We start from the raw sequence: 15,010 nt of genomic DNA, 5'->3' as shown, positions 1-15,010 counted from the left end.
TTAGTGATAGCGTCGCGCGATGATTTCAAAATCTTGTGCGAGCTGTTCCATACTTACTGTCGGAATTTCACCAATAACGTGCTCCGCTTTGAAAATAGCCTGCAGATTTCCAGCAGGGTTAACCAATATTATTGCGGCGCTGTGATTGACCAGATAGTCCTGTTCACCTTCATCGGGAATGCTGTACATCAATCCTAACCCATTGACGAATGGATACAGGCGTTGATGTTCGGCTCGTACGCCGTAGAAATTTTCACCGAAAAAGCTCGTGTACTTTTGTATTCTATCGACATCATCACGTTGTGGGTCAACTGAAATCATCCACACCTTTACTGGTACAACGCTGTGCTCTTGCAGTTCAGGTAAGATCTTACGCAAGTCTGCCATGGTTGTTGGGCAGATATCTGGACAGAAGGTATAGCCGGTGAACAATAGTGTCCATTGCCCTTCTAAATTGGAATTGTCAGCCAACTGACCATCGCTACCATCCAGTGTAAATGGCGCTATGGTGCGAGCAGGTTCATAGACCAGAGCTTGCGGTTGCTCCTGTGGCAGCCAGTTATAGATGCCGATACCAGCGACTAGGGCAACCAGAGCAACAATGGAGAGTAGTAACTTTTGCATGAAAATACCCCTTTACAGCATTGCTGCTAGAACCGGTTCTGGACCAACGTAATGATCGACCAGGAACAGCACAAACAGCACCATCAATTGCCAAATAGAGAATTTGAACATGTTGTAGGCAGTAAGTTTATCTGGCGAGAACTTCAGCTTCCAAGCGTAGCCTAAGAACCAGACACTCAGAATGCTTGAACCAATTAGATAGACCACACCGGACATTCCCACCACGTAAGGTAATAAACAGATAACCCCCAGTAGAATGGTGTAGAGCAGAATACAAGTCTTGGTGAATTCGATACCGTGCGTGACCGGTAGCATTGGAATATCCGCTTTAGCATAATCCTTGGCCCGATGGACCGCTAGCGCCCAGAAGTGGGGTGGCGTCCAGGTAAACACAATCATGACTAGTAAAATGGCAAACGGATGAATTTCATTCGTCACTGCCGTCCAACCGAGTAACGGTGGTGCGGCACCAGCAAGGCCGCCAATCACAATATTTTGTGGTGTCGCGCGTTTCAGGTACATGGTGTAGACAATGGCATAACCAACTAGGCTGGCAAGGGTCAGCCAAGCGGTCAGCATATTGACAAACAGAGCAAGAACGACAAACCCTAGCGCACCAACTATGGTTGCGAATGCCAACACACGGCGCGGTGAGAGTGAGCCTGCAGGCAACGGGCGGCGGAGTGTACGTGCCATACGCGCATCGATATGCCGATCAACAAGATGATTCACTGCCGCAGCTGAGCCCGACATCATACCGATGCCGACAATGGCGGGCACCATGATTTGCCAAGGTACCCAAGAGGTTGTCGCTAGACACATACCCACCACCGCAGTCAGTAGCAATAATGCCACTACGCGCGGCTTGGTCAGCTCTAAATAATCGCGCCAGCTAGCGCTGCGTTTGTAGGTCGCCGCAAGTGCCTCATCGGCTGCTTGCATTGAAGTCGGTTCTGTCATCTTTACTTCCTTTCTAATGCTAAGTGCGCACCTTTGTTCTCATTTTTATGCAGGTGCTAAGCGTTGCGCGCTATTTTGTAATTGAGAGCAACTAAACTCACTAAGAGTAGAGCTCCAAACAGGTTATGCGCGACAGCTACCCCTAAAGGTAGCAAAAATACGACATTGGCGAGGCCAAGTAAAAGTTGCACTATGAGTAATAAACTGACCCAATGAAGACTGGTGCGGATGACTGCCGAGCGAGCTTTCCGATACCCAGAAAAGAGCATCAACCCAATAATCACAGTGACCACTATAGCACCGATACGATGTGCAACATGCATGGTCACCCGTTCATCATAATCATGTGCACCATACTGGTAGGTTTCGGCATCTGGAACTGAAAACGCGCCAGCTACATCCAGCTTGCTAACCCAGTCGACCTCACAGATGGGTAATTGGGTGCACGCCATCGCCGCGTAATTCGCAGCGACCCAGCCACCAAGTGCAATTTGCCCAATCACCGCAAGCATGGCTATAAATGCTAGCCCAGCTAGTTTTCGTACTTGCGGATCGCCCATCGGTAAATGAATGCGCTTTAACCTTAGGTGCAGCAACGCCAATAACGAAAAGGTGGTGAATCCACCAAGTAAATGTCCCATTACAATCAATGGTTGGAGGTTCTTAGTCACCGTCCACATGCCGAGCAAAGCTTGAAAGGTTACCATTACGAGCAACAGCAAAGGCAGTTTCACCGGTTGCTCTGGATGCTTACGAACTCGCACCACCGACCAAATAGCAATGGCCAGAATGGTTAAGCCAAGCAAACCTGCTGCATAGCGATGGATCATTTCGTTCCATGCTTTGTTGTACTCAATGGGTGCATCGGGCCATAGTTCTACGGCGCGAGAAATTTGCTCTTCACTTTTGGGGACGGTCAGCGTGCCGTAACAACCAGGCCAATCGGGACAACCCAAGCCAGCATCGGTGAGACGCGTATAAGATCCCAACACTATCACGATAACCACTAAAACAAGGCTAAATTTGACAAGGTTACGCATGGGCTTATCCAATCTTAGATAGTTTTAAGAGAGTCCGGAGGTCCGAAAGTAAATTCTTAGCTTCGAGACGCATCGCTTCTTCATCGGCATGGGTCGGGTAATAAAGCATGGCATTACCCAGAGGATCGACTATGAATAGTTGTTCTTCTGGAAGAGTTGCCATCGCCGCTAGAATTGCTGGACTCACAATATTCTGCACAATCGGCATCTGGTTGAGGTCGACCGTGGTCGGTTCAGCACTAATAAAAACGGGCGTGACGCGGTCGGTTTCTTTACCCAACGCAACATCGAGTTGATTAATCGCATAAAGCCCCTGAATACAGGCTTCAGCGCATTGACCATTATCACGTAAAACAATGCGCCAACCCTCGGGCAGCTCTGAGTTCAAGGCGCCTAATTCAAACGGGGGTACCAGCATCGTACCTTTGTTGGTCGCTGCACCTTGATACCAATTTCCTTGCAGCACTAGGTATGCGCCAAGTACTGGAATCAAAAATGCAATGACAACGCCTACAAATGTGGCGCGTGATTTCTTCACCGATGTCATGTCCGATCCTCTGTTTTTGTTTTTCTGGAGCGACTAGCAAACCAAAAGACGAATCCACAGGCGATAGCCAATGAAAACCACTGCCACGCGTAAGCGCGGTGTTTTTGTGGTGTCATAACCTGCGGTTGCCATTGGCGCGGCCAACCAAAATCAGCAGTGGCTGAGTCAGCTGTTGCGGTCTGATAACCTGCCGAGAGTAGCACCACATAGGGGGCTAAAGGAAGTTGTGTTGCCTCACTTAAGGCGCCGAGTTTGAGCTGCTGAATTCGTTGCGGCCAACTGCCCGCTTCGATAACCTGATCACCGAGCATAAAAGCATCATCCGCGGGTGTATAAAAGAGCCCGCTCATATGTACTTCGCCTTGAGGGAGGTCTAACTCCGGCAAGTAGTTGCGATCAATGCCGGCAGTTACCCAGCCCATATTCACAGGAACTAAATACGGTAGTTCTGTTACTTCAAGTAAGCCGATCACTTGATAACCCACACGCCCTTGCCAGATCTGATTATCGAGCAGAAAATACCGATTATCGGTAAAGGTTCCGGTAATTTCGACCGATTGATAGCGGGCAGGTAAGGGGTCAGGTTGCAGTGTTAAATCGACAGCTTGCGACTGATTTTGCGCAAAGTCATCGAACAAAACTTGTTTTTCGTCGGCACGTTCGAGCTGCCACAATCCAAGGTTGACCAAAATGAAAATTGCCAGCACAGTGAGCGTCACGGCAATTAATTTGCCCCGATTCATTCTGCTGCTCCTCGAAAGGAAGATGTCATGGTTTTTACTGCTAAAGTCATTTTGGTACTACTCATGCTTTTTATGGTCGTGAATCTGTTTCGCGCGTTATTTGCGATGTTACGCGATGATCCGACCAAGCCCTCAATGACACACTACTTGGGCAAACGGGTGATGTGGTCCGGTATTGCCATGGCCATCATTGTGGCGTTACTACTGTCCGGTGTTATTGCACCGAATGAGCGCCCGTATTAACGGGCGCTCGCTGGGTTTAAAGAATATAAACAAAGATAAACAAGCATACCCAAACCACGTCAACAAAGTGCCAGTACCAACTGGTAGCCTGGAAAGCAAAGTGATTGTCATGGGTAAAGTGACCTTTCATGACTCGCAGGAACATGATGATCAGCATGATCGTACCAAGGGTAACGTGCATGCCATGGAAGCCAGTGAGCATGTAGAAGGTATTGCCATAAATACCAGAATCTAGAGTCAAGCCAAGGTCTTGATAAGCGTGCACATATTCCACGCCCTGTAAGTACAAGAAGATACAACCCAGAATGATTGTAATTCCTAACCACACTTTTAGTTGCGTCCGCTTGCCCTTCTCAAGGCCGACATGGGCAAAGTGACAAGTGAACGACGAGATAATCAAAATAATGGTGTTATACAGCGGTAGGCCGAACCAACCCATTTCGCCGGAAGCGGTGCCACCCGGCGTTTCGGTTAATGGCCAATGCGCACTAAACTCGGGCCACAGCACTTCATTGGTCATCGCATTGTTACCAGCGCCACCGAGCCACTCTACGGCAATCACTCGCGCATAAAATAGCGCTCCGAAGAATGCAGCAAAGAACATAATCTCGGAGAAGATGAACCAACTCATCCCCTGGCGATATGACGCGCTCAACTGTTTGCTGTACATTCCCGACATAGATTCATTAATTTGGTCACGGAACCAACCAAACAACATGAATGCAATGACGAGTAATCCGGCGGTGAGGACGTTACTGCCCCAGCCGTCAATACCTTTACTATTTTCGATAACGGTGTGTCCGGCACCAAAAGCAATTAAACCGAGACCAACAGCGCCAACAATGGGCCACGGGCTGGACGCGGGGACATAATATTTTTCGTGTTTCTCTGCCATAACAATTCCTTAGTTTGCCGGCTGCATTTGCGCCAGCACATCCGGTGTAGCATTGGCTGTCATATCGTACAGCGTGTATGACAAGGTCAGCGTATGAATATGTTCGGGAATATCCGGATCTAAATAAAACTGCATCGGCATGGCGGTTTTAGCCCCTGCTTTGAGTGGTTGCTGGTTAAAGCAAAAACACTCGGTTTTATTGAGATACAATGCGGCTTCACCGGGCGCAACAGACGGGATAGCTTGCGCCACCATGTTGCCGCCAGTGGGGTTGTTGGCGAGAAAGTTCACGACTTTCGTTTCACCAGGATGCACGCGAACGCTTTTCACTTCCGGTGCAAAACCCCATGGCATACCACTATTCGTACGCGTAATAAATTGAACGTTGACGGTTCGCGAGGTATCCACTGCACGAGTATTGGCCGCAGCTTGTTCATTTTTAGTGCGGCCGTTAAACCCAGTGATATCACAAAACACTTCATACAGCGGTACCAACGCGTACCCAAATGCAAACATGCATACCACGGTAAGCAATAAGCGGCGCACTACGCGGCCATTATCTGGCCGCTGTGGTGCTGGATTCGAGTTGGTATCAGTCATGCGTCAATTCCTTATTACTTAACCTGTGGCGGTGTTTCAAAGGTGTGGTATGGAGCCGGAGAATCGACTGTCCATTCCAAACCTTCGGCACCTTCCCAAGGTTTCGCAGGTGCTTTTTCGCCACCACGTACACACTTGATGACAAGCCACAGGAAGATCAACTGAGACAGACCGAAGGCAAAACCACCGATACTGACAATTTGGTTGATATCTGCGAACTGCAGGGCGTAATCAGGAATCCGACGTGGCATACCCGCTAGACCAACGAAGTGCATAGGGAAGAACAACACGTTCACGGAAATCAGCGAGCACCAGAAGTGCCAGCGACCTAAGTTTTCGTCATACATGTGACCTGTCCACTTCGGCAACCAGTAGTACGCTGCAGCCATAATGGAGAAGATCGCACCACTGACTAATACATAGTGGAAGTGAGCCACGACGAAGTAGGTGTCGTGGTACTGGAAGTCAACTGGCGTGATAGCGAGCATCAGGCCTGAGAAACCACCAATGGTGAACAAAATAACGAAGGCTAACGCAAACAGCATTGGTGTTTCGAATGAAATCGAACCACGCCACATGGTGGCAACCCAGTTAAATACTTTCACCCCAGTGGGTACCGATATCAACATCGTACAGTACATAAAGAACAGTTCAGCAAACACTGGCATGCCTGTTGTGAACATGTGGTGCGCCCAAACCAAGAACGATAACCCGGCGATAGCTGCGGTGGCGTAAACCATCGATGCGTAGCCAAATAGTGGTTTACGCGAAAATGCCGGAATGATTGCTGAAACGATACCGAATGAGGGCAGAATCATGATGTAAACTTCGGGGTGACCAAAGAACCAGAAAATGTGCTGGAACATAACCGGGTCACCACCGCCAGCTGCATCAAAGAAGCTGGTACCGAAGTACTTGTCGGTTAATACCATGGTTACTGCGCCGGCCAGAACTGGCATGACCGCAATGAGGAGGAAAGCGGTAATAAACCAAGTCCATACGAACAACGGCATCTTCATGTAGGTCATACCAGGTGCACGCATGTTCATAATGGTCACGATCACGTTGATCGCTCCCATAATCGATGAGATACCCATAATATGCACTGAGAATACGAACAATGCAGTTGAATCGCCACTATAGGTGGTCGACAGCGGTGCATAGAACGTCCAACCGAATGCTGGACCGCCGCCTTCCATAAACAATGACGCTAACAAAATGGCGAATGCGAACGGCAGAATCCAGAAGGACCAGTTGTTCATTCGCGGTAATGCCATATCAGGTGCGCCAATCATCAGCGGCACCATCCAGTTTGCTAGACCTGTAAAGGCAGGCATAACGGCACCGAATACCATGATCAAACCGTGTACGGTTGTCATCTGGTTAAAGAAGTGCGGTTCTACCAGTTGTAATCCAGGTTGGAATAGCTCGGCGCGAATAACCATCGCCATAGAGCCGCCAACCAAAAACATGATGAAACTGAACCACAGATATAACGAGCCGATATCTTTATGGTTTGTGGTAAATAGCCAACGGGTAATGCCCGACGGCGCATGGTGGTGATGATCGTGATGATCCATCTCGCCAACTACTGTGCTCATAGTCGAGTCTCCCTTATTGATTCACGTATTCGTTGACATCGGCGGCTTGCACGATGTCTCCGGTATCATTACCCCAAGCATTTCGCTCGTAGGTAACAACCGCAGCGATTTCACGCAACGAAAGCTGGTTAGCAAATGCCTGCATTGCGGTGCCGTTTTTACCGTTCACAACAATGTCGATATGGCCTGGAATGTCGTTCTTGACCATTTCAGTACCTACTAGGCTTGGGAATACGCCCGGGATACCTTGACCATTGGGCTGATGACACGCTGCACAGCTACCTAAATAGACTCGTTCGCCGAGTTCCATCAGTTCTTCCATGCTCATAGACATCGATAAGAGACGTTGCTCTTCTTCTTTGGCTTCGCGCTGAATCGTTTCTTGCTCAGTAATCCAAGCCTCATACTCGGCTGGTTCCTTCGCAATGACCACTACTGGCATATAGCCGTGATCTTTACCACACAGTTCGGCACACTGACCACGATAAATACCGGGCTCATCAACGCGAGTCCAAGCTTCGTTTATGAAGCCAGGGTTTGCATCTTTCTTCACCGCAAATGCAGGTACCCACCAAGAATGGATAACGTCGTCAGAAGTGATGAGGAAACGAACTTTCTTACCAGTAGGGATAACTAACGGACGATCGACTTCAAGTAAGTAATTCTCACCTTTATCGAGCCGATTAGTGATCTGATCACGAGGTGTGGCAAGCAAACTAAAATACTCGACCTCATGGTCAAAATAACGGTAATGCCATTTCCACTGCGAGCCGGTCACTAAAACGGTGACTTCCGATTCGCTCACATCTTCCATAGCAATCAAAGTGGATGTGGCAGGAATGGCCATACCAACCAGAATCAAGAAGGGGACTATGGTCCAAGCGATTTCGACCTTCACGTTCTCATGGAAAGTCGCAGGTTTGCGACCTTTTGATTTGCGATGGCGGAACATGGACCAAAACATGGCCCCAAAAACGATGACGCCGATGATGCAACAAATATAGAAGATGGTCATGTGTAGGTCATACACACGATTACTTATATCTGTGACACCTTGGGTCAAATTGAATTGCGATTGTGCACTAGCAGCCAGGGGTAAACCTGCTACGAGCGCGGTGATGAGTCTCGTTCTCACGCGACATCTCCTCTCATTCTTCCGACGTGGACTACCACGAAAACACCGAAGTGCGAGCCTGAAGAACAAAGAGGTGAGCAGAAAAAGGAACAGCATTTCTGGTAAAGGAAAAATCGCTTTCCCCACTAACCCTTTGTTGTTTTGTATCAGTCTTATTATTTGTTTTTGTGTTAGCAGTAAGCTGCTGAAACAAAATACCATGACGTGACGAAAAAGCCACCGCCAAAGTTAATAAAATTTAAGGATAAGAGAAAAAACATGCATAAAAAAGGGCTGCCGAAGCAGCCCGAAGGACAACCTTCACTCGCAGATTTAGTGGAGTGGGGTAAGTGAAGGAAGCGCATTAAACACAAAACTGTGGGTGTGACTGACTTTGCTCGCCATCTTCAAACGCTGCTGCATGCGCGGCGATAAGTCTTCTAACCAGCTCAATACAACGCTGCTGGTGCTCGCCAATAACGCTTGTTCGGTCGCCCATTCGCGTTGATCTTGCGTTTTACCAGCTACCCAGCGAATGCGAGCACGGCTAATGCCACTTTGTACCATTGCGTCGATAACTTGGCGTGTACCGCCGATGACTGTAATCCACTCGCTTGTGCGCATCGCTAACGCCTGAATGCGTGGCAATACATCATTAAATTGATGCGTCGCTAAATGTGCCGACTCTTGTCCACTCCAAGGCGCACTCTCAACGGTTTCCAAGAATTGTTGTGCTGTGTAAGCTGAATCAAAGTTTCTCATAACCACGCTCCATTACGAATCACGCCAACCGCTAACCCTTCGACCGTAAAATATTGCTGGGTTAAATCCACTTGAATTGGCGAAAACTCTTCGTTCTCTGGGTGTAATAAAATGGTATTCCCCTTACGCTCGAACCGCTTCACGGTAACGTCATCGTCCACACGGGCTACAATGATTTGACCATTTCGAGCTTCTTGAGTCTTATGCACAGCGAGCAAGTCGCCATCCAAAATACCAATATCTTTCATACTCATGCCTTGTACTCGTAAGAGGAAATCAGCATGAGGCCTAAACAAATTCTCATCGACGCGATAATGACTTTCGATATGCTGCTGCGCCAGTATCGGTTCACCTGCGGCTACTTGACCAACTAAGGGTAAGCCTTCAGGCATCTCGTCTTCGTCACCTATGATGCGAATACCGCGTGACATGCCAGGTAGCATCTCTATCACACCTTTCTTAGCAAGTGCTTTTAGGTGTTCTTCAGCGGAATTTGCTGATTTGAACCCCAAGCGTGTTGCTATTTCAGCCCGCGTTGGCGGCATACCAGTGGCATCAAGGTTATCTTTAATAAGGGTCAAGATTTCTTGCTGACGCGGTGTTAAGGGACGCATGTCATTACCTGTTTATCTATACAGTGATACTGTGAGTATATACAGGTGTTTTCATTTCGCAACTTTTTTTCTAGTAAATTTCCAAATATTTAGTCACGACGGTTTTTCTGGCAGAATAGCCAACTATTGGTGCTATGCTGTCACCGTTTACTTTGATGAGGACGTTGAATGAGGTTGCAGGCTTTTTGGCGAACAGTGCTGTACTGGCCGATTCGGCTTTTGACTCGATTTGAGATTATTCTTGATCGTGATACCGAACAATCAGCCGTCGGTACCAAGCAAGTGGTTTACATCATGCGTTCGACGTCCGCCGCGGACCACCTGGTAGCGCGAGCAGCTCTTGCTCAAGCTAATTTGCCAAGTATTGACGAGCCGCTATTGATCAATGGGCAGTCGTTTGCGCGACTTATGTATGTTGCTCCTTCCGAAACTCAGCAGGCCGAAGCCGCTGTCGATGAGTTCCAGCAACTACTGCAAGCCCATGAGCGTGATTCAAGTGTCGCCGTTCAACTCGTACCCGTTGGCGTGTTTTGGGGACGTAAGTCAGGGCAAGAGCGCCGTGAAGGTAAGCCTATGGTCGGTGATTTGGATAACCCCGGCATGTGGCGCAAGTTTTGGTTGGTTCTCTTTTCCGGTCGCAACATTTTGGTTCGCGCGAGTCGCCCAGTCCAGCTCCGTGATATGGCGGATAAGTTCGGCAGTAGCCGCGTTATCGCCCACAAATTAGCGCGGGTTGCGCGGGTGCATTTTGTGCGACTCAGACACGCGGTCGCTGGGCCTAAAGTAACGGACCGTGAGTTGGTGATTGAAAGCCTACTCAATTCTGCAGCGCTGCAAAAAGCGATAGAAGATGAAGCCAAGAGCAAAAAGGTCTCCGTCGAGCAAGCTCGCAAAACTGCCTATAAGTATCTCGATGAAATTGCAGCAAACTATAGCGAAACACTGGTACGTATTCTCGACCGTTTTATGGCGTGGTTGTGGAGTCGTATTTACAACGGTATCCATATAGAAGGTGGTGAGCGGATTCGAGCCTTGGCACAAGCTGGGCACGAAGTTATTTATGTCCCATGTCACCGCAGCCATATGGACTATCTGCTGTTGAGTTACGTGATTTATAAAGAGGGCCTAGTTCCGCCGCATATCGCTGCTGGCGTAAACCTTGATTTCTTCCCGGCGGGTCCACTGTTCCGTCGTGGTGGTGCGTTCTTTATTCGTCGCAGCTTTAAGGGCAATAAACTCTATTCAGCTGTTTTCCGAGAGTATCTCAATCGGCTCTTCCAAAAGGGCTACCCGGTCGAGTATTTCACTGAGGGTGGGCGCAGCCGCACCGGTCGTTTGCTAGCTCCGAAAACGGGCATGATTGCGATGACTGTGCAGGGTATGCTGCGTGGTCAAACTCGACCATTGTCGATTGTGCCGGTGTACCTTGGCTATGAGCATGTCATGGAAGTGGGTACTTACTTAAAAGAGTTAAAAGGAAAGTCGAAGGAGAAGGAATCGGTGTTCCAAGTGCTCAGCACGTTGCGTCATTTGCGTAATTTTGGACATGGTTTTGTGACCTTCGGTGAGCCGATCAATTTAGGCGAAACCTTAGATACTTTGCAGCCAGATTGGCGCGATGCGATTACCCATGGCGCCGAAGAACCATCGCGACCCAAATGGTTAACGCCGACCGTCAATATTCTTGCTGAGCAGATCATGCATCGCATTAATGACGCGGCCGCACTCAATAGTGTGAACCTGTCAGCGTTAGCTTTGCTGAGTGCTGAGCAACATGCGTTGACGCGTGAAGAGCTCATCGCGCAGCTCAATATTTACACCAAGCTACTGAGAGAAGTGCCGTATAGCAAAGACTCATACGTGCCACATCAAAGTGGTGCGGAGTTGTGGCAGTTGGCGAGTATTCATGACAAGTTTTCGGTTGAGCAAGATGAACTCGGTGAGATGATCAAGTTGGAAGGCACGAATGCGATCGCCATGACCTACTACCGAAATAACATCATGCACATGATGATTGTGCCTTGCGTGGTCGCCGCATACGCCACGGCTTACAACCGCTTTACTGTTGCCGAGGTAGCTGACTTATTGGAGCAGATGCAACCCCTCTTGCAGGACGAATTGTTTGTCAGTCACTCGCGAGATCGGATGCAATTGTGGGCGCAAGCTTTGATTGAGCAGTTGCATGAAATGCAATTGTTAGCGCATACAGAATCGCAGCAAGGCGAAGCTATCTACGCGGCGCCCAGTCGTGATAGCCAAGCGTATTTCCAGTTGCAGCTGCTCGCTCGCTCAGCGGGTGAGACCTTGCAGCGTTATGCCATAGTGCTTGAACTGTTGCAGCAAGCTGGTGCGATAAGCCGCAATGATTTAGAGAGTTATGCTGTGCAATTAGCCGAGCGCTTGAGCGCCATGCATGGTGTCAACGCGCCTGAGTTCTTTGACCGAAAAGTTATCAGTGGACTCATCAGCACGCTGAAGTCAGAGGCTTTCATTCTGGTGAATGCGGACGGCCAATTTGAAGCGGACGCGCGCGTGGGTCCATTTAGTGATCGGATTGACTGCATGTTAGAGCCTGCGGTGCTGCAAACTATTCGCCAATCGGTACAACAGGTGCTGCAATTAAAAGCTCTAAGTTCAGAACCAGTAATCGATAGCAATACCTAACGTCAACACGTAACCCACATGATTATTGTGCAGGAACGCCGCGAAACAACGCGGCGGTTCTCGCCACCAGATCATTTTTTGTTGCCAAGCAAAGAGGATGGCAACAATGATCAAGCTTAACCAAAAAATCCAGCCGAACTGCAAATGCCAGCCCAGCCCTGCAAACCCTGCTAGCGTCAGTAATTGCAGTAGGGCAATCATGGCGCGGTCATAACCGCCAAATAAAATCGCTGTCGATTTAACGCCAATTTTCACATCATCTGAGCGGTCTGCCATGGCGTATTCGGTATCGTATGCCGTGGTCCATACAACATTCGTTACGAAGAGTATCCAAGCTGCTATAGGCAAGCCTTGATCGAGAGCTGTGAACGCCATCAGAATGCCAAAACTAAACGCAATGCCCAGCACCAGTTGAGGGAGCTGGGTAAAGCGTTTGCAAAACGGGTACAGGGTTGCTACCGCAACGGCCCCGAGGCTCAGCCACAAGGTTTGCTGATTAAATTGCAGGACAATAAACAGCGCGATAGTCAAAAGGAGTACAAACAACAGGAGTGCCTGCCATGCCACCAACTCACCAGTAGCGAGTGGACGCAGCTGTGTACGGGTGACATGTCCGTCAATTTTACGGTCGGCAAAATCATTAATCACACACCCTGCTGAGCGCATGATAAACACACCTATCATAAACAGCACAACGACGCGTAATGAAGGTTCACCTGATCCCGCAATGAGCAACGCCATGAGGGTTGGCCACGCCAGTAAATAGGTGCCAATAGGGCGATCGGCTCGCATCAAGCGCCAGTATGCATGTAAACGATCCGGTGAAAACCAACGCATAGCTATCCTTGTGATGGTGATTCTGAATACAGTTTAGCAGCGCCAAGAAATACTTCCGCTACCAATACGGTTTGATTGGCTGCGTAGAAGCAGCTGCGACGACCCCATAGTTCGTGTGCCGGATACCCCAGTTGCTGGTGTAACTGACCGACGCGCGAAGTGGGGGTTAAGCGACAGAGCTCAATGGCACTGCGAGCGAGGTCGGGTTGTCGAAACAAATGTTCTCCCAACGGGCTGTCACCGAGCGTACCTAAGCTGAGTTGTTGAGCGGCCAATGCGCTCGGCGGGAACACACTGCGGGCAAAAACCCAGGGTTGTCCATCACACCATAAAATCACTTCGCGTACTGCGGCGCGTTTAACATCACCGAGCCAAGGCTTTTCATCAGCGAGTAACGTTGTTTCACGTTGCCCCAGCACTTGTACTCTAAAGTCGACACTGAGTTCTTTGAGTTTGGCTGTTAACGAGCCAGGGTCGAGTAACCAATTCGCGTGTTGCTGACTCAGAGGCACACGTACTTCAGATGGGGCTAACCATTCAGCCTCTCCGCCGGTGCTGACAACCGGAAATGTGATGGTTGGAAACGGCGTGGTCGACATGAGCTATCGCTTACGTAACGCTAGCAATCGCATGCTTGCACCAAAAACAAGGCCTGCAATAAGTCCAGCCGTATGCGCGGTGTTGGCTACATTGACCCAGAGTAAATCGGTATAGCCAAGCACGAGCCAAACAAGCATAAAACCAATCAGCCCAGGCGGTAAAAAAAGTGGGTGCGATGGGCGTTGCCAGGCCAGGACCACGGCACAACCAAACAGCCCATAGACGACACCAGACAGCCCACCGAAATAGGGGCCACTCACCAAGAACTGTGACACATTAGAAATAATCGCTGTGACGAGCAGGGCTAGCACCAACCACACGGAGCCGTAGAGTTTTTCGAAACGACCGCCGAGATACCACCACCAGAACACATTAAACAGAATATGTAGCAGACTAAAATGAAGTAATGCAGGAGTGACGAGCCGCCAGGGTTGTGTCCACGGCAATACATCAAAATAATCGCTGATACGAAGGGTCGCAAAAAGCGCTTCTGCGGCGGGTGTTTGCAGGCCCAAATAGACTGCAACGACTAACACTGCGAAACCTAGAGTGACTGCACCAGCCTGACTGCGCATTTGGCGCCAGATCGAGGGGCCAGTGCGGTTTGCAGATGAGCGAGTGGGTTGTGATGCAGACGAACTCTCGACGGGTTCGAGGGGCTGCGGATTGTTTTTAAACTCGGTGATCAACTCTTTCGCGAGTGCTTTGTAACTGGACTGCGTTAACCACAGTTCGAGCTGGTTACCATTTTCACTGACGGTGACCGGAATGCCACGTTGCCGAAGATAAGCATGAAGTTCTGCCATCATGGCTGCATTCGACGTCGCCAGTAATTTTTGCATCTAACCGCGCTCCACTGCCTCTGGAAAAAGTTGGCCCCAAGCGGTAAATCCGCCATCTAAACTGCTGACTTGCTCAATACCCTGATGCGCCAAATATTGCGCGGCGCCTTGGCTGCTATTACCGTGGTAACAGACTACCACTACGGCTTCATCATCCTCGAGTGAGTCTAAGAACTCAACGACATTTGCATCGGTCAAACGCAACGAACGTGGAATATGCCCAGCAGCAAATGAACGTTCATCACGAATATCTACGAAGCGGGCGGTTCCCGCTTCCCAGAGTTGATGCGCTGTCTCTGTATTGATGCGCGAAAAATCCGCCAT

Annotated in this window: 17 protein-coding genes; 2 read left to right on the top strand and 15 right to left on the bottom strand. The window is 49.3% G+C overall.

What is annotated here, in order from left to right; all coding sequences use genetic code 11:
* The 5 genes from CWE22_RS07120 to CWE22_RS07100 all read right to left on the bottom strand — a co-directional run bounded on the left by CWE22_RS07120 (position 1) and on the right by CWE22_RS07100 (position 3,914).
* A complete protein-coding gene (locus CWE22_RS07120; protein WP_169930639.1) occupies positions 1-624 on the bottom strand; it encodes an SCO family protein in 624 nt (207 codons plus the stop codon).
* A 12-nt stretch (positions 625-636) separates the two neighbouring features.
* Positions 637-1,566, bottom strand: a complete 930-nt coding sequence (cyoE, locus tag CWE22_RS07115) for a heme o synthase (protein WP_244596015.1) — start codon at positions 1,564-1,566, stop codon at positions 637-639.
* A gap of 74 nt (positions 1,567-1,640) precedes the next feature.
* Complete coding sequence (locus CWE22_RS07110; protein WP_169930637.1) at positions 1,641-2,624, bottom strand: COX15/CtaA family protein; 984 nt, start codon at positions 2,622-2,624, stop codon at positions 1,641-1,643.
* Between the two features lie 4 nt (positions 2,625-2,628).
* A complete protein-coding gene (locus CWE22_RS07105; protein ID WP_169930636.1) occupies positions 2,629-3,171 on the bottom strand; it encodes a hypothetical protein in 543 nt (180 codons plus the stop codon).
* The gene (locus CWE22_RS07100; RefSeq protein ID WP_169930635.1) at positions 3,168-3,914 is read right to left on the bottom strand and encodes an SURF1 family protein; all 747 of its coding nucleotides are present in this window, start codon (positions 3,912-3,914) and stop codon (positions 3,168-3,170) included. Before CWE22_RS07100 ends, CWE22_RS07105 begins: the two co-directional genes overlap by 4 nt.
* A gap of 27 nt (positions 3,915-3,941) precedes the next feature.
* On the opposite strand from CWE22_RS07100, the gene CWE22_RS07095 reads away from it, so the two are divergent.
* Entirely contained in the window at positions 3,942-4,157 is a 216-nt protein-coding gene (locus CWE22_RS07095) for a DUF2909 domain-containing protein (RefSeq protein ID WP_169930634.1), read from the top strand.
* A 16-nt stretch (positions 4,158-4,173) separates the two neighbouring features.
* Here CWE22_RS07095 and CWE22_RS07090 read toward each other — a convergent pair whose 3' ends face one another.
* From CWE22_RS07090 to lexA, 6 genes are all read right to left on the bottom strand, one after another.
* Positions 4,174-5,052 (bottom strand): cytochrome c oxidase subunit 3, encoded by an 879-nt coding sequence (locus tag CWE22_RS07090; protein WP_169930633.1) that lies wholly within the window; start codon positions 5,050-5,052, stop codon positions 4,174-4,176.
* A 9-nt stretch (positions 5,053-5,061) separates the two neighbouring features.
* On the bottom strand, positions 5,062-5,652 hold the full coding sequence (locus CWE22_RS07085) for a cytochrome c oxidase assembly protein (protein WP_169930632.1): 591 nt from the start codon (positions 5,650-5,652) through the stop codon (positions 5,062-5,064).
* 14 nt (positions 5,653-5,666) lie between these two features.
* On the bottom strand, positions 5,667-7,253 hold the full coding sequence (gene ctaD, locus CWE22_RS07080) for a cytochrome c oxidase subunit I (RefSeq protein ID WP_169930631.1): 1,587 nt from the start codon (positions 7,251-7,253) through the stop codon (positions 5,667-5,669).
* A gap of 13 nt (positions 7,254-7,266) precedes the next feature.
* Positions 7,267-8,388 (bottom strand): cytochrome c oxidase subunit II, encoded by a 1,122-nt coding sequence (gene coxB, locus CWE22_RS07075; RefSeq protein WP_476704279.1) that lies wholly within the window; start codon positions 8,386-8,388, stop codon positions 7,267-7,269.
* A gap of 312 nt (positions 8,389-8,700) precedes the next feature.
* Complete coding sequence (locus CWE22_RS07070; RefSeq protein ID WP_169930630.1) at positions 8,701-9,129, bottom strand: hypothetical protein; 429 nt, start codon at positions 9,127-9,129, stop codon at positions 8,701-8,703.
* The gene (lexA, locus tag CWE22_RS07065) at positions 9,126-9,743 is read right to left on the bottom strand and encodes a transcriptional repressor LexA (protein ID WP_169930629.1); all 618 of its coding nucleotides are present in this window, start codon (positions 9,741-9,743) and stop codon (positions 9,126-9,128) included. Before lexA ends, CWE22_RS07070 begins: the two co-directional genes overlap by 4 nt.
* Positions 9,744-9,911: 168 nt before the next feature.
* Between lexA and plsB the strand changes: the two genes are divergently transcribed.
* Positions 9,912-12,407: a glycerol-3-phosphate 1-O-acyltransferase PlsB gene (plsB, locus tag CWE22_RS07060; RefSeq protein WP_169930628.1), complete on the top strand. Its 2,496-nt coding sequence runs from the start codon at positions 9,912-9,914 to the stop codon at positions 12,405-12,407.
* Here the strand turns inward: plsB and ubiA are convergent.
* The 4 genes from ubiA to glpE are packed head-to-tail and all read right to left on the bottom strand — an operon-like array spanning position 12,378 to position 15,010.
* Positions 12,378-13,244 carry a 4-hydroxybenzoate octaprenyltransferase gene (gene ubiA, locus CWE22_RS07055; protein ID WP_169930627.1) on the bottom strand — a complete coding sequence of 289 codons (867 nt, stop codon included), beginning with the start codon at positions 13,242-13,244 and terminating at the stop codon, positions 12,378-12,380. The two genes, plsB and ubiA, sit on opposite strands and share 30 nt — an antisense overlap.
* A 2-nt stretch (positions 13,245-13,246) precedes the next feature.
* Positions 13,247-13,843, bottom strand: a complete 597-nt coding sequence (locus CWE22_RS07050) for a chorismate--pyruvate lyase family protein (protein ID WP_169930626.1) — start codon at positions 13,841-13,843, stop codon at positions 13,247-13,249.
* A 3-nt stretch (positions 13,844-13,846) separates the two neighbouring features.
* The gene (gene glpG, locus CWE22_RS07045; RefSeq protein ID WP_169930625.1) at positions 13,847-14,686 is read right to left on the bottom strand and encodes a rhomboid family intramembrane serine protease GlpG; all 840 of its coding nucleotides are present in this window, start codon (positions 14,684-14,686) and stop codon (positions 13,847-13,849) included.
* Positions 14,687-15,010 carry a thiosulfate sulfurtransferase GlpE gene (glpE, locus tag CWE22_RS07040; RefSeq protein ID WP_169930624.1) on the bottom strand — a complete coding sequence of 108 codons (324 nt, stop codon included), beginning with the start codon at positions 15,008-15,010 and terminating at the stop codon, positions 14,687-14,689.

Origin of the sequence: Pseudidiomarina aestuarii (assembly GCF_003987355.1) — a bacterium.
Classification (GTDB): Bacteria; Pseudomonadota; Gammaproteobacteria; order Enterobacterales; family Alteromonadaceae; genus Pseudidiomarina; species Pseudidiomarina aestuarii.
The sequence above is the reverse complement of the archived record's forward strand: the minus strand, read 5'-3'. Positions and strand labels throughout refer to the sequence as shown.